General features: G+C 44.7%; 10 protein-coding genes, 3 rRNA genes and 2 riboswitches. All 13 genes read right to left on the bottom strand.

The window, feature by feature from the left end; genetic code table 11:
* Positions 1 to 74 precede the first annotated feature (74 nt).
* The 13 genes from purB to ACYH0O_RS01610 all read right to left on the bottom strand — a co-directional run bounded on the left by purB (position 75) and on the right by ACYH0O_RS01610 (position 15551).
* Positions 75 to 1373: an adenylosuccinate lyase gene (gene purB, locus ACYH0O_RS01670; RefSeq protein ID WP_482630870.1), complete on the bottom strand. Its 1299-nt coding sequence runs from the start codon at positions 1371 to 1373 to the stop codon at positions 75 to 77.
* Positions 1370 to 2530 (bottom strand): 5-(carboxyamino)imidazole ribonucleotide synthase, encoded by a 1161-nt coding sequence (gene purK, locus ACYH0O_RS01665; protein WP_482632473.1) that lies wholly within the window; start codon positions 2528 to 2530, stop codon positions 1370 to 1372. Before purK ends, purB begins: the two co-directional genes overlap by 4 nt.
* Complete coding sequence (purE, locus tag ACYH0O_RS01660) at positions 2517 to 2996, bottom strand: 5-(carboxyamino)imidazole ribonucleotide mutase (RefSeq protein ID WP_149154569.1); 480 nt, start codon at positions 2994 to 2996, stop codon at positions 2517 to 2519. Before purE ends, purK begins: the two co-directional genes overlap by 14 nt.
* 159 nt (positions 2997 to 3155) lie before the next feature.
* Positions 3156 to 3257, bottom strand: a riboswitch (purine riboswitch).
* Between the two features lie 86 nt (positions 3258 to 3343).
* On the bottom strand, positions 3344 to 3544 hold the full coding sequence (locus tag ACYH0O_RS01655; protein WP_482630869.1) for an NETI motif-containing protein: 201 nt from the start codon (positions 3542 to 3544) through the stop codon (positions 3344 to 3346).
* Positions 3541 to 4092 (bottom strand): DUF2179 domain-containing protein, encoded by a 552-nt coding sequence (locus ACYH0O_RS01650; protein WP_098438401.1) that lies wholly within the window; start codon positions 4090 to 4092, stop codon positions 3541 to 3543. Before ACYH0O_RS01650 ends, ACYH0O_RS01655 begins: the two co-directional genes overlap by 4 nt.
* A 238-nt stretch (positions 4093 to 4330) precedes the next feature.
* The gene (locus tag ACYH0O_RS01645; RefSeq protein WP_482630868.1) at positions 4331 to 4786 is read right to left on the bottom strand and encodes a peroxiredoxin-like family protein; all 456 of its coding nucleotides are present in this window, start codon (positions 4784 to 4786) and stop codon (positions 4331 to 4333) included.
* A gap of 53 nt (positions 4787 to 4839) precedes the next feature.
* A complete protein-coding gene (locus tag ACYH0O_RS01640; RefSeq protein WP_482630867.1) occupies positions 4840 to 4974 on the bottom strand; it encodes a hypothetical protein in 135 nt (44 codons plus the stop codon).
* 529 nt (positions 4975 to 5503) lie between these two features.
* A 5S ribosomal RNA gene (rrf, locus tag ACYH0O_RS01635) occupies positions 5504 to 5620 on the bottom strand.
* Between the two features lie 104 nt (positions 5621 to 5724).
* Positions 5725 to 8660, bottom strand: a 23S ribosomal RNA gene (locus ACYH0O_RS01630).
* A gap of 224 nt (positions 8661 to 8884) precedes the next feature.
* Positions 8885 to 10436: ribosomal RNA gene (locus ACYH0O_RS01625) — 16S ribosomal RNA — on the bottom strand.
* Together the 16S, 23S and 5S rRNA genes form the textbook arrangement of a ribosomal RNA operon.
* Before the next feature lie 473 nt (positions 10437 to 10909).
* Positions 10910 to 12985: a glucose-specific PTS transporter subunit IIBC gene (ptsG, locus tag ACYH0O_RS01620; protein WP_482630866.1), complete on the bottom strand. Its 2076-nt coding sequence runs from the start codon at positions 12983 to 12985 to the stop codon at positions 10910 to 10912.
* A 181-nt stretch (positions 12986 to 13166) separates the two neighbouring features.
* A complete protein-coding gene (glcT, locus tag ACYH0O_RS01615) occupies positions 13167 to 14009 on the bottom strand; it encodes a glucose PTS transporter transcription antiterminator GlcT (protein WP_482630865.1) in 843 nt (280 codons plus the stop codon).
* Positions 14010 to 14216: 207 nt separating this feature from the next.
* Positions 14217 to 15551 carry an NCS2 family permease gene (locus ACYH0O_RS01610; protein WP_482630864.1) on the bottom strand — a complete coding sequence of 445 codons (1335 nt, stop codon included), beginning with the start codon at positions 15549 to 15551 and terminating at the stop codon, positions 14217 to 14219.
* Positions 15552 to 15678: 127 nt separating this feature from the next.
* Positions 15679 to 15780, bottom strand: a riboswitch (purine riboswitch).
* Between the last annotated feature and the right edge of the window lie 20 nt (positions 15781 to 15800).

Here is a 15800-nt window from a genome sequence, read left to right as displayed (position 1 = left end):
CTTCAGTCTATATTTTCATAAAAAAAGGAAGGGATTCTGCTAAAACCCCCGCCTTATTCATTTGTCAGAAGGACTTATTCCACTAAGCCGCAACGTTCAAAAATCGTATCTACATGCTTCAAGTGATAGTTATAATCGAAGCAATCATCGATGTCATCCGGCGAAAGCTTGGACGTGATGGTTGCATCCTCTTCAATAAGAGAACGGAAGGCCACTTGCTTCTCCCACGCTTCCATTGCTTTCGGCTGAACCGTATCATAAGCTTCTTCACGCGTCATCCCTTTATCGATAAGGGCTAAAAGGACACGTTGTGAGTAAATCAAACCAAGCGTACGATCCATATTGCGCTGCATATTCTCCGGGAATACCGTTAAGTTCTTGATGATATTTCCGAAACGGTTCAGCATATAATTTAAAGCAATCGTCGCATCCGGAAGGATTACACGCTCTGCTGATGAGTGAGAGATATCACGCTCATGCCATAGAGGTACGTTCTCATAAGCTGTCAGCATGTATCCTCTGATTACACGCGCCATTCCCGTCATATTCTCGGAACCGATCGGGTTACGCTTATGAGGCATAGCCGATGATCCTTTTTGACCCTTAGCGAAGAACTCTTCCACTTCACGTGTTTCACTCTTCTGAAGACCGCGAACCTCAACAGAAAACTTCTCGATGGAAGTGGCAATCAATGCAAGTGTCCCCATGTAATGAGCATGACGATCACGCTGCAAGGTTTGTGTAGAAACGGGCGCCGGTTTGATCCCCAGCTTTTCACACACGTATGACTCTACAAATGGATCGATATTGGCATACGTTCCAACGGCACCGGAAATCTTCCCGAATTCCACTCCATCTGCCGCTGCTTTGAATCGCTCTACATTACGCTTCATCTCTTCATACCAAAGTGCAAGCTTTAAACCGAAAGTAGTCGGTTCAGCATGAACTCCATGCGTACGCCCCATCATGACCGTATGTTTGTGCTCAATTGCTTTGTTCTTTAAAATTTCTACGAATCGCTCTAAGTCTTTTAGAATGATGTCGTTGGCCTGCTTTAATTGATAAGAGAGAGCTGTATCCACGACGTCAGTAGAAGTCAGTCCGTAATGAACCCATTTTCTTTCTTCTCCGAGGGTTTCAGAAACCGCTCTGGTAAAAGCTACAACATCGTGTCGCGTTTCTTCTTCGATTTCTTTAATACGATCTACATTGAATCCGGCATTCTCACGAATCTTCGCAACATCCTCTTTCGGAATGTCCCCGATTTCAGCCCAAGCTTCACATGCCAAAATTTCTACTTCAAGCCATGCTTGAAAACGATTTTCCTCTGTCCAAATTGCTCCCATTTCAGGGCGTGTATAACGTTCTATCATACCAGTCGTCCTCCGATCTTTTCTTGCACCTTCCAAATACCAGCTTCGTTTATAGTTGTCAATGTCTCTTCAATATCATTTGTTAAAAGAGTGACATGTCCCATCTTACGTTTCGGCTTCGGTACATCCTTACCGTATAGATGAATAAACCAGTCTGGATGCTTTGGAACAGCCTTCATAATAGGCTCGATATGCTCTCCTAATAGGTTAACCATCACAGCGTTCTTTAATAAGGTGGGTTGAACAAGCGGCCAGTTACAAACAGCTTTGATATGTTGGGCGAATTGTGAGTAGTCACACGCTTCAATTGAATAATGACCTGAATTATGAGGTCTGGGAGCCAGTTCATTAATGAAGATGTCTCCATCCTCCGTCAGGAACATTTCAATCGCGAGCGTTCCCACAAGGTCAAGGGTCTCACTTATTCTCTTCGCCATCTCGATCGCTTTATCTGACACTTCTTTGCTCACTCTTGCCGGAGCAATCGTTTCATGTAAAATATTATCCACATGAATATTTTCCACTACCGGAAAGTTGGTTTGATGTCCATCGGGATTTCGTGTCACGATCACGGATAACTCTTTTTCAAAAGGTATCCATTTCTCTAACACACAAGGACCGTTCTCCAATAAAGCAGAGGCTTCTTCTACCCCGCTCTCTTCACGAATCACATATTGCCCTTTTCCGTCATAACCACCTCTGGATGTTTTCAGAACCACTGGATAGCCAAGCTTTTCTATATTATCATAGATATCCTGTTGTTGTTTAATCACAGCATAAGGAGCTACTTTCACCCCTGCAAGTGTTAGGGCTTCCTTTTCCATGATGCGATCCTGTGTAATGCGGATCAGCTCTGCTCCTTGAGGTAAAAAGGCACGCTCCGACAACCATTTAAGTGCTTCATAATCGATGTTTTCAAATTCATATGTGATCACGTCACACTCTTCTGCCAATCTATAAAGGGCATCATACTGGTCAAAGCCGGCCGTGATCACAAGATCTGCCACTTGGGCGCATGGTGATTGAGGTGCCGGGTCTAAAACTGCCACTCGAAAGCCATTTTGTTTTGCAGCAAGGGCCATCATTCGTCCAAGCTGTCCTCCGCCAATGATCCCAATCATCTGTCCCGGTAAAATCGTCTTCTTATTCAAGGTCATCACTGCTTTCCAACACCTTTTCCCGTAACGCGTCTCTTCTATTTTCTAAAGTAGCGGCTAACTCTGTATTTTCTATAGAAAGGATTTGTGCTGCTAAAAGCCCGGCGTTTGTAGCTCCAGCCTTCCCAATCGCAACCGTCGCGACCGGAACGCCCCCTGGCATCTGCACGATCGACAACAACGAATCCATCCCATTCAGGGCTTTCGATTGTACCGGAACCCCTATCACAGGTAATGTCGTCTTCGCTGCCACCATTCCAGGTAAGTGAGCAGCACCTCCTGCACCTGCAATAATGACTTTCACTCCTCGATTTCTGGCACCTTCAGCAAACTCAAACATAAAATCTGGCGTCCTGTGAGCCGATACAACTCGTTTTTCAAATGGAATCTCTAACTCTTGCAATACCTCACACGCATGCTTCATTGTTTCCCAGTCCGATGTACTTCCCATGATTACTGATATCATAATGGTAACAGGCACCTCCCGTAATTTACCTTAATCCCTTTTAACAAAAAATACCCAGATCAATTGTTCTCTACTTTTTTGAGAGAAAGCAATTGATCTGGGTATTTTACAGAGAATGGTCCCGTTTTATCCGATAGGGTCCACAAACGAGCTCGTATCCAGACAGCTACTTTCCCTCATAGTCCGACCATTTACGGTAGTCAGGTAGAAACTCATGGGCCATATTCCCATTATTATATGAGGGTATTCGGTTTATTTGTCTCCATCATAACGTGATATAGAGGCTCTGTCAACGAATAATCGAACGATAATAAAAGTCTGAAAATTAATGTTCGGATTTGAAGCGTTTACTCTTCGATTTTCTTCCCCTCGAAGACAATTGTCTGTTTAATAGGGACATATTCTGTTTTCGTTCCATCTTTTTGTTCCTCAAACACAGGTTTTTCCATCCGTCTTACCGGCATATAACCCATTTCCTTCATACGGTCTAAACACTCCGTAATCGTCTCATTCTCCTGCACTTCAAATAATAATTTCTTTTTACTCATTCTTTTAATTTTCCTTTGCGAATATTTCGTACTGCCTTCACCCAGAACCCGCCATGAATCGCCTTTGGTTCATACGCAATGATAAATGCCTTTGGGTCAAGCTCTTTAATTGTATCATAAAGCTTCATCTCATACTTTCGCGGAGTCAGGATCTGCAGGGCCATCCGGTTTCCTTCCAGTCCATTCGCTTCCCAGTTCGTCACCCCGTAGCCCCTTGCACGTAGTTCATTCGGAAGGGCCTTATCATACTCCTTCGTGATCACATTCACTGTAATATACCCAAGAGCCAGCTTCTCCTCGATTTTCATCCCGACAATCACACCGAGACCATAACCGACCGCATAAGCGATCAGATTCTGAATCTCATTCAGGTTGTCCAGTACCAGCCCAAGACCCACAACATAAATCACTACTTCAAATGTACTCACAAAAGCTGCAATATATCGATAACCCTTTAACGTCAAAATCATTCTAATCGTAAAAAAGGATACGTATACGACATTGATGATCAAAATAATCGCTACCATCACAAAACTATTGTCTAACACCGTGATGCTCCTCTCTCCACTACTACTTGTAGTATGCTCAAATTAAGTTCCTATTTTACTAGAAAAATTCCATAATATGAACCACTTCAAGAAAAATTGCGAATGTTTTTCCGATGACAATTTCTAGAAAATCTGAACTCCTACTTTGTGTCTTTCCTATTTTGACCTGATTAAAACATAAAACGGCTTTATGGCAGCGTGTCATCGCAGCCATAAAGCCGTCTTGTGCTTTGCTATATTATAACGATTTCAACTTCTCAACCACTCCAGAAGGTTCCACACGATCTTTGTAATCGGCTTTCGTATATTCGTAAGCAATCGTTCCGTCCTGCTTGATAATATATGTTGCTGAAACAGGGAGCGTCCATGAATCACTGTCATTCGCTTTCTCCAGATCCAGACCTTTGTCTTTGTAGATATCCACTAAGTAAGGAGGCAGCTTGTAAACCAACTTATACTCATCTGCCACTTCATTTCCTTTATCACTTAACACGAAATATCCCAATTCATTCTTCTCTTTTGTAGAAAAGGATGCATCCGGTGTTTGCGGACTGACCGCAATCAGCTCGCCACCAGCTGATTCAATGTCTTCCATTAGCTGTTGGTATGCACGCAGCTCCATATTGCAATATGGGCACCATCCGCCACGATAAAACGTAAGGATGACTGGACCTTTCTTCAGCATATCTTCCAATGTGACTTCCTTGCCTGTCGCATCAGGTAATGTAAAGTTCGGAGCTTTCTCTCCTATCCTTTACCATCATTAGAGAGCTCCAGTTCATTGATTGCTTTCCGCATTTTATCTTGTACTTCCTGAGATGCATTCTGCTTAAATTTAGAAATATATTCATTGTACTGTTCACGCATGTTGGTTTCTGTCATTTAAAAAACCTCCCTTTAGAACTTATTTATAGTATAAGTGCAGTTTATTCAAATGAAAAACGATGTGCTTGGTTGGATTTCTTGGTGAATCGGGATGGGTGATGTTGTGACGAATTTGTTTTTTTAGTTTGTTTTGGAGTTTGGGGTTACTTGGCAAGTTGTGAAAGATAGTTGTGATATTGGCAGTTAAAAGAATGATAGAATTGCTTTCTCTTACAAGTTTTAATTGAGAATGAATGGAATATAGTTAGACTCTATGAAAATTTAGTACTTCTAGGTTCAAACTTGTTGATAGTGCCCTTTATTTCGTTGATTCTTTGGTTTTGACTTTAATAATTGCGTCTGAATCGATAGTGATTGCGTCGTTTCCGACGGTTTTTGCGTCTATTGTTCATTTTATGCGTCATTTATGCGTCTTTTTCCAACCACCTCCTAATTCCATCCAGGGGTGTAGAGGATAATGCAAATCACTTATCTATCCACACACAAAAAAAGAGCAGCCCCTAAGAGCTACTCTTTCTTCACATTTGCCTGGCGACGTCCTACTCTCACAGGGGGAGATCCCCCAACTACCATCGGCGCTGAAGAGCTTAACTTCCGTGTTCGGCATGGGAACGGGTGTGACCTCTTCGCCATTGTCACCAGACGAATTATTCAATTGAAGGATTGTTCCTTCAAAACTAGATAAAGAATTGATGTCAAGAAAGCCGAATATCGACCCATTGTTGTTCATTTAATAAATGACTCTTTGTGGTTAAGTCCTCGATCGATTAGTATCAGTCAACTCCACATGTCGCCATGCTTCCATCTCTGACCTATCTACCTAGTCATCTTCTAGGGATCTTACTCACATACGTGATGGGAAATCTCATCTCGAGGGGGGCTTCATGCTTAGATGCTTTCAGCACTTATCCCTTCCGCACATAGCTACCCAGCGATGCCTTTGGCAAGACAACTGGTACACCAGCGGTGCGTCCATCCCGGTCCTCTCGTACTAAGGACAGCTCCTCTCAAATTTCCTGCGCCCACGACGGATAGGGACCGAACTGTCTCACGACGTTCTGAACCCAGCTCGCGTACCGCTTTAATGGGCGAACAGCCCAACCCTTGGGACCGACTACAGCCCCAGGATGCGATGAGCCGACATCGAGGTGCCAAACCTCCCCGTCGATGTGGACTCTTGGGGGAGATAAGCCTGTTATCCCCGGGGTAGCTTTTATCCGTTGAGCGATGGCCCTTCCATGCGGAACCACCGGATCACTAAGCCCGACTTTCGTCCCTGCTCGACTTGTAGGTCTCGCAGTCAAGCTCCCTTGTGCCTTTACACTCTGCGAATGATTTCCAACCATTCTGAGGGAACCTTTGGGCGCCTCCGTTACTCTTTAGGAGGCGACCGCCCCAGTCAAACTGCCCACCTGACACTGTCTCCCACCCCGATAAGGGGCGCGGGTTAGAATTTCAATACAGCCAGGGTAGTATCCCACCGATGCCTCCACCGAAGCTGGCGCTCCGGCTTCCAAGGCTCCTACCTATCCTGTACAAGCTGTACCAAAATTCAATATCAGGCTACAGTAAAGCTCCACGGGGTCTTTCCGTCCTGTCGCGGGTAACCTGCATCTTCACAGGTACTATAATTTCACCGAGTCTCTCGTTGAGACAGTGCCCAGATCGTTACGCCTTTCGTGCGGGTCGGAACTTACCCGACAAGGAATTTCGCTACCTTAGGACCGTTATAGTTACGGCCGCCGTTTACTGGGGCTTCGATTCGCACCTTCGCTTGCGCTAAGCACTCCTCTTAACCTTCCAGCACCGGGCAGGCGTCAGCCCCTATACTTCGCCTTACGGCTTCGCAGAGACCTGTGTTTTTGCTAAACAGTCGCCTGGGCCTATTCACTGCGGCTCTCTCGGGCTTGCACCCTACCAGAGCACCCCTTCTCCCGAAGTTACGGGGTCATTTTGCCGAGTTCCTTAACGAGAGTTCTCTCGCTCACCTTAGGATTCTCTCCTCGCCTACCTGTGTCGGTTTGCGGTACGGGCACCTTTTTCCTCGCTAGAGGCTTTTCTTGGCAGTGTGGAATCAGGAACTTCGCTACTATAATTCGCTCGCTATCACAGCTCAGCCTTCACGATGATGGGATTTGCCTCATCATCAGCCTAACTGCTTAGACGCACATATCCAGCAGTGCGCTTACCCTATCCTCCTGCGTCCCCCCATTGCTCAAACGGAAAAGAGGTGGTACAGGAATATCAACCTGTTGTCCATCGTCTACGCCTATCGGCCTCGACTTAGGTCCCGACTAACCCTGAGCGGACGAGCCTTCCTCAGGAAACCTTAGGCATTCGGTGGATGGGATTCTCACCCATCTTTCGCTACTCATACCGGCATTCTCACTTCTAAGCACTCCACCAGTCCTTACGGTCTAGCTTCGCAGTCCTTAGAACGCTCTCCTACCACTGACACCTAAAGGTGTCAATCCACAGCTTCGGTGATACGTTTAGCCCCGGTACATTTTCGGCGCAGAGTCACTCGACCAGTGAGCTATTACGCACTCTTTAAATGGTGGCTGCTTCTAAGCCAACATCCTGGTTGTCTAAGCAACTCCACATCCTTTTCCACTTAACGTATACTTTGGGACCTTAGCTGGTGGTCTGGGCTGTTTCCCTTTCGACTACGGATCTTATCACTCGCAGTCTGACTCCCATGGATAAGTCTTTGGCATTCGGAGTTTGTCTGAATTCGGTAACCCGATGAGGGCCCCTAGTCCAAACAGTGCTCTACCTCCAAGACTCTTACACATGAGGCTAGCCCTAAAGCTATTTCGGAGAGAACCAGCTATCTCCAAGTTCGATTGGAATTTCTCCGCTACCCACACCTCATCCCCGCACTTTTCAACGTGCGTGGGTTCGGACCTCCATTCAGTGTTACCTGAACTTCATCCTGGACATGGGTAGATCACCTGGTTTCGGGTCTACGACCACATACTCAATTCGCCCTATTCAGACTCGCTTTCGCTGCGGCTCCGTCTCATCGACTTAACCTTGCATGGGATCGTAACTCGCCGGTTCATTCTACAAAAGGCACGCCATCACCCGTTAACGGGCTCTGACTACTTGTAGGCACACGGTTTCAGGTTCTATTTCACTCCCCTTCCGGGGTGCTTTTCACCTTTCCCTCACGGTACTGGTTCACTATCGGTCACTAGGGAGTATTTAGCCTTGGGAGATGGTCCTCCCAGCTTCCGACGGGATTTCACGTGTCCCGCCGTACTCAGGATCCACTCAAGAGAGAATGAAGTTTCAACTACAGGGTTGTTACCTTCTTTGACGAGCCTTTCCAGACTTCTTCGTCTACTTCATTCCTTTGTAACTCCGTATAGAGTGTCCTACAACCCCAAGAGGCAAGCCTCTTGGTTTGGGCTACATCCCGTTTCGCTCGCCGCTACTCAGGGAATCGCAATTGCTTTCTCTTCCTCCAGGTACTTAGATGTTTCAGTTCCCTGGGTCTGCCTTCCATACTCTATGTATTCAAGTAAGGATATTGTTCCATTACGAACAATGGGTTCCCCCATTCGGAAATCTCTGGATCAAAGCTCACTTACAGCTCCCCAAAGCATATCGGTGTTAGTCCCGTCCTTCGTCGGCTCCTAGTGCCAAGGCATCCACCGTGCGCCCTTCATAACTTAACCGAATTGGTTGTTACATCAGGTTTAAAACCTAAAATGGCGATACTCGGTAATTTCTTGACTATCAATTTATCTTTATCTAGTTTTCAAAGAACAAACACATTTTGATCTCGTAAGAGACAAAAAGTTTTGATGGATGGTTATTTTGCTTTCGCAAAAAACCTTATTAAACCATCAAAACTGAACAAAACTTCGACGTGTCAAACGTTTAGTTAAATCTTCCTTAGAAAGGAGGTGATCCAGCCGCACCTTCCGATACGGCTACCTTGTTACGACTTCACCCCAATCATCTGTCCCACCTTAGGCGGCTGGCTCCAAAAGGTTACCTCACCGACTTCGGGTGTTACAAACTCTCGTGGTGTGACGGGCGGTGTGTACAAGGCCCGGGAACGTATTCACCGCGGCATGCTGATCCGCGATTACTAGCGATTCCAGCTTCATGTAGGCGAGTTGCAGCCTACAATCCGAACTGAGAACGGTTTTATGGGATTGGCTAAACCTCGCGGTCTTGCTGCCCTTTGTACCGTCCATTGTAGCACGTGTGTAGCCCAGGTCATAAGGGGCATGATGATTTGACGTCATCCCCACCTTCCTCCGGTTTGTCACCGGCAGTCATCTTAGAGTGCCCAACTGAATGCTGGCAACTAAGATCAAGGGTTGCGCTCGTTGCGGGACTTAACCCAACATCTCACGACACGAGCTGACGACAACCATGCACCACCTGTCACTCTGTCCCCCGAAGGGGAAAGCCCTATCTCTAGGGTTGTCAGAGGATGTCAAGACCTGGTAAGGTTCTTCGCGTTGCTTCGAATTAAACCACATGCTCCACCGCTTGTGCGGGCCCCCGTCAATTCCTTTGAGTTTCAGTCTTGCGACCGTACTCCCCAGGCGGAGTGCTTAATGCGTTAGCTGCAGCACTAAGGGGCGGAAACCCCCTAACACTTAGCACTCATCGTTTACGGCGTGGACTACCAGGGTATCTAATCCTGTTTGCTCCCCACGCTTTCGCGCCTCAGTGTCAGTTACAGACCAGAAAGTCGCCTTCGCCACTGGTGTTCCTCCAAATATCTACGCATTTCACCGCTACACTTGGAATTCCACTTTCCTCTTCTGCACTCAAGTTCCCCAGTTTCCAATGACCCTCCACGGTTGAGCCGTGGGCTTTCACATCAGACTTAAGAAACCACCTGCGCGCGCTTTACGCCCAATAATTCCGGACAACGCTTGCCACCTACGTATTACCGCGGCTGCTGGCACGTAGTTAGCCGTGGCTTTCTGGTTAGGTACCGTCAAGGTACCGCCCTATTCGAACGGTACTTGTTCTTCCCTAACAACAGAGTTTTACGATCCGAAAACCTTCATCACTCACGCGGCGTTGCTCCGTCAGACTTTCGTCCATTGCGGAAGATTCCCTACTGCTGCCTCCCGTAGGAGTCTGGGCCGTGTCTCAGTCCCAGTGTGGCCGATCACCCTCTCAGGTCGGCTACGCATCGTCGCCTTGGTGAGCCGTTACCTCACCAACTAGCTAATGCGCCGCGGGTCCATCTGTAAGTGATAGCTAAAAGCCACCTTTCAACATTTCCTCATGCGAGGAAATGAGTTATCCGGTATTAGCCCCGGTTTCCCGGAGTTATCCCAGTCTTACAGGCAGGTTACCCACGTGTTACTCACCCGTCCGCCGCTGACTGATGGGAGCAAGCTCCCATCAGTCCGCTCGACTTGCATGTATTAGGCACGCCGCCAGCGTTCGTCCTGAGCCAGGATCAAACTCTCCGATAAAAGTTTGAATAGCTCTTTAAAAATAAATCTAGAATTAACGTTGACGTATTGTCTTGTTTTGTTCAGTTTTCAAGGTTCAATGTGTAAGTGCTTCGTTTGAAGCGACTTGACCATCATATCAAGATTACAATGTTTTGTCAACAACTTTTTTCATGATGTTTTCAATCGCTATTTCAAGTTGTTATGTGCTCGCTGCTCTCTTGCGACGGTTTTTAAAGTATATCAATCTATTAGATATACGTCAATACTTTCGAGAGAGTTTTTTGAAAAACTTCTAGTCTTTCTATTATATTCTACTCTTCTTTATGACCAAACATCCAAAACTTAGCCTTTCCACTGATGCCATCTAGTATCTTTCTTCTATATAGTAGCAACTATACCTATTTCATTCCCTCTATTAATTTTTCCAAACTAACAAAAAAACCCATTTTCATTCTTCTCTACAGAGAATGAAAATGGGTTTTAATTATTCTTTAATCGATCTTGATGATGTTTTCGTCGTTACGGTTTACTTTACCTGATTTCTCGATTGTTACTTGTTGACCTTCTTTAAGGTTCGTAAAGACAATCGGTGTCATAATAGATGGTGCGTTTTCTTTGATGTAGTCAAGATCCACTTCCAGTAATGGTTGACCCGCTTCTACCTGGTCGCCCTCTTTTACTAGCGCTTCGAATCCTTTACCTTCTAATTTAACCGTATCGATCCCAACATGGATCAGAACTTCACGGCCTGCTTTAGATTCAAGTCCGATGGCATGCTTCGTCGGGAATACGTTTACGACTTTACCTGTGATAGGAGAAACGATTGTTCCTTCTGTAGGTACGATCGCAAATCCGTCACCCATCATTTTTCCTGAGAATACTTGGTCAGGGACTTCCGTGATATCTTTCAATTCTCCAGTGATAGGAGCTACAAATTTTTCGTTCTTTTCTTCTTCAGTTGTTCGAAGTGCATCCGGGTTCACTTCTTCAATTTGCTGCTCAACTTCTTCATTAGGGCTTGTTTCTACTCTACGTGGAGCCTTTCCACGGATGATGTCTTGCATTTGTGATTTGATCGTGTCTGACTTAGGTCCGAAGATCGCTTGTATGTTGTCTCCAACTTCAAGTACTCCTGAAGCACCTAATTTTTTCAAACGATTTTTGTCGACACTCTTCACATCATTAACAGAAACACGAAGACGAGTGATACATGCGTCTAAGTGAGCGATGTTCTCTTGTCCACCCATTGCTTCAAGGATGTTGTATGGAAGGTCTCCAGCTGAACTTGCCGGTGATCCATCGTCATCTTCGTCTACATCTTCACGACCAGGAGTCATGAGATTGAACTTACGAATAGCGAAACGGAACCCGAAGTAGTAAATGACAGCAAATACTGCCCCTACCGGAATAACGATCCAGGCATTTGTTTGTGGGTTGATCAATCCGAATAAGATGTAGTCGATCAAACCACCTGAGAATGTCATACCGATTTTAACATCTAATAGATGCATGGTTAAGAAAGATAACCCTGCAAAGATTGTATGGATACCGAAAAGAACTGGTGCTACGAATAAGAATGAGAATTCGATTGGTTCTGTGATACCTGTTAAGAATGATGTTAAAGCTGCCGAGCCCATGATACCTGCTACAACTGCTTTTCTTTCAGGTTTTGCCTCATGGTAGATCGCTAATGCCGCTGCCGGAAGACCGAACATCATGAATGGGAATTTACCAGTCATGAAGGTACCTGCAGTCAGATCTTGTACACCATCTTGAATCTGTTTCATAAAGATTGCCTGGTCCCCACGAATAATATTTCCTGCTTCTGAAGTATACGAACCAAACTCAAACCAGAATGGTGAGTAGAAAATATGGTGAAGTCCAAATGGTATGAGTGCACGTTCGATGACACCAAATATGAATGCAGCAAATGCTCTGTTTTCACCAAGCATAAAGTTAGAGAATGAATTAAGGCCATTTTGGATCGGTGGCCAAATTAATAACATCAATAGTCCTAATACAACAGCAGAAGCTGCCGTTGCAATTGGTACAAATCGTTTCCCTGCAAAGAATCCCAGATATGAAGGAAGTTCGATCTGGAAGAAACGATTATACATAGACGCAGCAAGTATTCCGACGATAATACCGCCGAATACCCCTGTTTGAAGTGTAGGAATTCCGAGAACAAGTGCGTATGCAGGGTCTACACCATCACCTGTTACATCCCCGATTCCCAGTCCTTCAACTGTTCCCATAGTTACGTTCATAATCAAGAAACCAACGATAGCCGCTAAACCAGCTACCCCTTCACCACCAGCTAATCCGATGGCTACACCCACTGCGAATAACAGGGCTAAGTTTCCGAAAATAATTCCACCTGCTTGCTCCATGACACTGGCGACCATTTCAACGCCGCCGTTTGAAAGGAATGGGGCAATTTCTAATAACGTCGGATTTTGCAGTGCATTACCGAATGCAAGCAGAAGTCCGGCTGCTGGCAAGATAGCTACAGGCAGCATGAGGGCTTTACCGACTTTTTGTAAAACACCAAAAGCCTTTTTAAACATGAAGTTTCCTCCTTATATTTCGTTCTTTTTTTCAACTAATTAGATGATGATTGCAAACAAAAAAGGCATGAGAAAAGAGGATAATGAACGTATAAGGATAGACTACCCCAAAATATACGTTTCAATCATCTTCTTCACTCATGCCTGATCGTATCAGTAACACGTAAGAAAGATAAGTGCTTTATTTAACCTTATTCTGAATACGCTGCAAATGCATGGTTAAATATACAGCCTCAGCATCGTAGACAGGTTTTTGTAATGTTTGCTGCATCATCTTGATCAGCTTCCAAGATAAATTATAGCAGAGAGGGTATTCCTCTTTCAACAGTTTTGCAATTTTTTCTGGTTCTTCTACGCGTTCTTCCCTAAGTACCCGCTCTATCGTATATCGAATGTGGCGCACAAGCCTCATATAATCGACGCTTTCCTTATTAATTTTCACATCCAGCTGTTGTTCGATCATCCCGGTTAGGCGACCAATCAACTGGGAGTGTTGATTCACTTCAGACAGATCCTTGTTCATCATGGCGCTATGGATATGAAGGGCAATAAACCCAATTTCCCCCTCAGGTAAATGAACATCGGTCATTTCATTGATCATGCCAACCACTTCTCTGGCAATTTCGTATTCGAATGGATATAGCGTCCTCGTTTCTACCAGAAACGGATTGCGGATTTCCATCCCTCTCATCAATCGGTTAATCGCAAAAAGGATGTGGTCGGTCAGGGCGATGTGAATATGCTCATTTAGAAAAGAGTTGGTTCTTTTTCTAATTAACTCGATGGCAGAAATGATGACGTTTGACATATCATCATTTAAGAAAGGAAGAAGATTTTTATACTGCTCCTGTTCTTTCTCTCCTTTTAATACAAACATTTTTTCTGCAATATCATTCTGAATGGGATCTCCTTTTTTACGGTTGAACCCTATCCCTTTCCCGATCAGCACAACTTCACCGTAGCTCTCGTGATCTGCAATTAATACATTGTTATTCAACGCTTTCTTCACATTTAAAGTAGACATCGTCATTCTCCCTATAATTTCGACCGATTTCGACACTATCCGATTCCATGATTTTAACGAAAACCTATCCTTTTTTCAATTCATATTTCCCATATACATGTATCTTCTCTAGAGCTCCCCCCGTTTCCTCTATTTATGTTTCACTCTTTTCCCTTATAAAATAAGAAAAAGCTGATCTGCGGGAGACCAGCTTAAGAATTTTATGTTTTAAACTAAGAAAATAAAATACAGAACGAAGATAACAAACAAGAAATACATGATCGGATGGATTTCCTTTACGCGACCTTTCATGATCATCGTAATAGGGTAAAAGATAAATCCGATGGCGATACCCGTAGCGATGCTGTACGTTAATGGCATGGCTACGATCGTTAAGAATGCTGGCACAGCTACTTCAAACTTCTTCCAATCAATTTCTCCCAAAGATGAAACCATGAGCACCCCTACAATGATCAATGCCGGTGCTGTCACTGCCGATGTAATGACGGCAAGCAGCGGGAAGAAGAAAATCGAGAGTAAGAATAAGACTGCCGTTACCACTGACGCAAATCCTGTTCTCGCTCCTGCTGCTACCCCTGCTGAAGATTCGATATAAGACGTGGTCGTTGAAGTCCCTAAGATTGCTCCTACCACTGTTGCACAAGAGTCAGCGAATAGTGCTTTACCAGCTCGCGGTAATTTATTTTCCTTCATTAATCCTGCCTGATTGGCTACCGCTACAAGGGTACCTGCTGTATCGAAAAAATCAACGAATAAGAATGTTAGAATCACAACAAGCATCTGTATTGTAAATATACTGCCTGCATCATTAAACAGTGGATCTAATGCTGCTCCAAACGTAGGAGCAAGACTTGGTGCTGCGTCTACTACTTTTTCAGGCGTGTCGATTAACCCAACGATCATTCCGACGATTGCCGTTATAACCATCCCAATGAAAATACCGCCTTTAACGCCTCTTGTCATCAGAATGACGGTGATGATGATTCCGAAAATGGCGAGAAGAGTGGAGCCATTTGTTAAATCTCCAAGACCCACTAATACTGCATCGTTGTTCACAATGATCCCTGCATTTTGAAATCCGATAAAGGTAATGAAAAGTCCAATACCCGCTCCCACGGCATATTTCAACTCCGCAGGGATTGAGTTAATAATTTTTTCCCGAATACCCGACAGTGTGAGTACGATGAAAATCAATCCTGAAATTAACACACCAGTTAATGCCGATTGCCACGGTACACCCATTGTCAATACTACTGTGTATGCGAAGAATGCGTTTAATCCCATACCTGGAGCTAAGGCTATTGGATATTTTGCAATGAGCCCCATAATCAAGGAACCAATGGCAGCCGCTAAAGCCGTAGCGACGAATACTGCACCGTAATCCATTCTCATGCTATCCGGAAGATCCGGTACCGATTGAAGGGTTAACGTCAATGGGTTGACGATCAGGATATAAGCCATTGAAAGAAACGTCGTTAATCCCCCGATGATTTCCCTTCTATACGTCGTTCCTAACTGGTCAAACTGAAAGAAATTTTTCATTCTTGTACTCCTCCTATAGAGTCGTCGCAGAATCCAGCATTTCAATAAAAAAGCCTCGAACTACCAGAGTTCAAGGCTTTGACTGTTAAGATCATGATGAATAGGTAAATGGTGAATTGTTCAACAGTCCTATTCTCAATCACCTCGTAGTCAAGCCATTTACGGTAGCTTGGTAGAAACGCTCGGGCCTTATTCCCGAAATTATACGACGTAATACTTTTATAATGTTTTGATATGATTACAGTACTA

The sequence above is a fragment of the Rossellomorea sp. H136 genome (assembly GCF_056838065.1).
Note: the sequence above shows the minus strand (reverse complement) of the source record. Positions and strands in the feature narration are given on the sequence as shown.

What these genes read in the sequence shown, in the direction of transcription:
- purB (WP_482630870.1), bottom strand. Translation starts at nt 1,373, where the DNA reads ATGATAGAACGTTATACACGCCCTGAAATGGGAGCAATTTGGACAGAG.
- purK (WP_482632473.1), bottom strand. Translation starts at nt 2,530, where the DNA reads ATGACCTTGAATAAGAAGACGATTTTACCGGGACAGATGATTGGGATC.
- purE (WP_149154569.1), bottom strand. Translation starts at nt 2,996, where the DNA reads ATGATATCAGTAATCATGGGAAGTACATCGGACTGGGAAACAATGAAG.
- ACYH0O_RS01655 (WP_482630869.1), bottom strand. Translation starts at nt 3,544, where the DNA reads ATGAGTAAAAAGAAATTATTATTTGAAGTGCAGGAGAATGAGACGATT.
- ACYH0O_RS01640 (WP_482630867.1), bottom strand. Translation starts at nt 4,974, where the DNA reads ATGACAGAAACCAACATGCGTGAACAGTACAATGAATATATTTCTAAA.
- ptsG (WP_482630866.1), bottom strand. Translation starts at nt 12,985, where the DNA reads ATGTTTAAAAAGGCTTTTGGTGTTTTACAAAAAGTCGGTAAAGCCCTC.
- glcT (WP_482630865.1), bottom strand. Translation starts at nt 14,009, where the DNA reads ATGTCTACTTTAAATGTGAAGAAAGCGTTGAATAACAATGTATTAATT.
- ACYH0O_RS01610 (WP_482630864.1), bottom strand. Translation starts at nt 15,551, where the DNA reads ATGAAAAATTTCTTTCAGTTTGACCAGTTAGGAACGACGTATAGAAGG.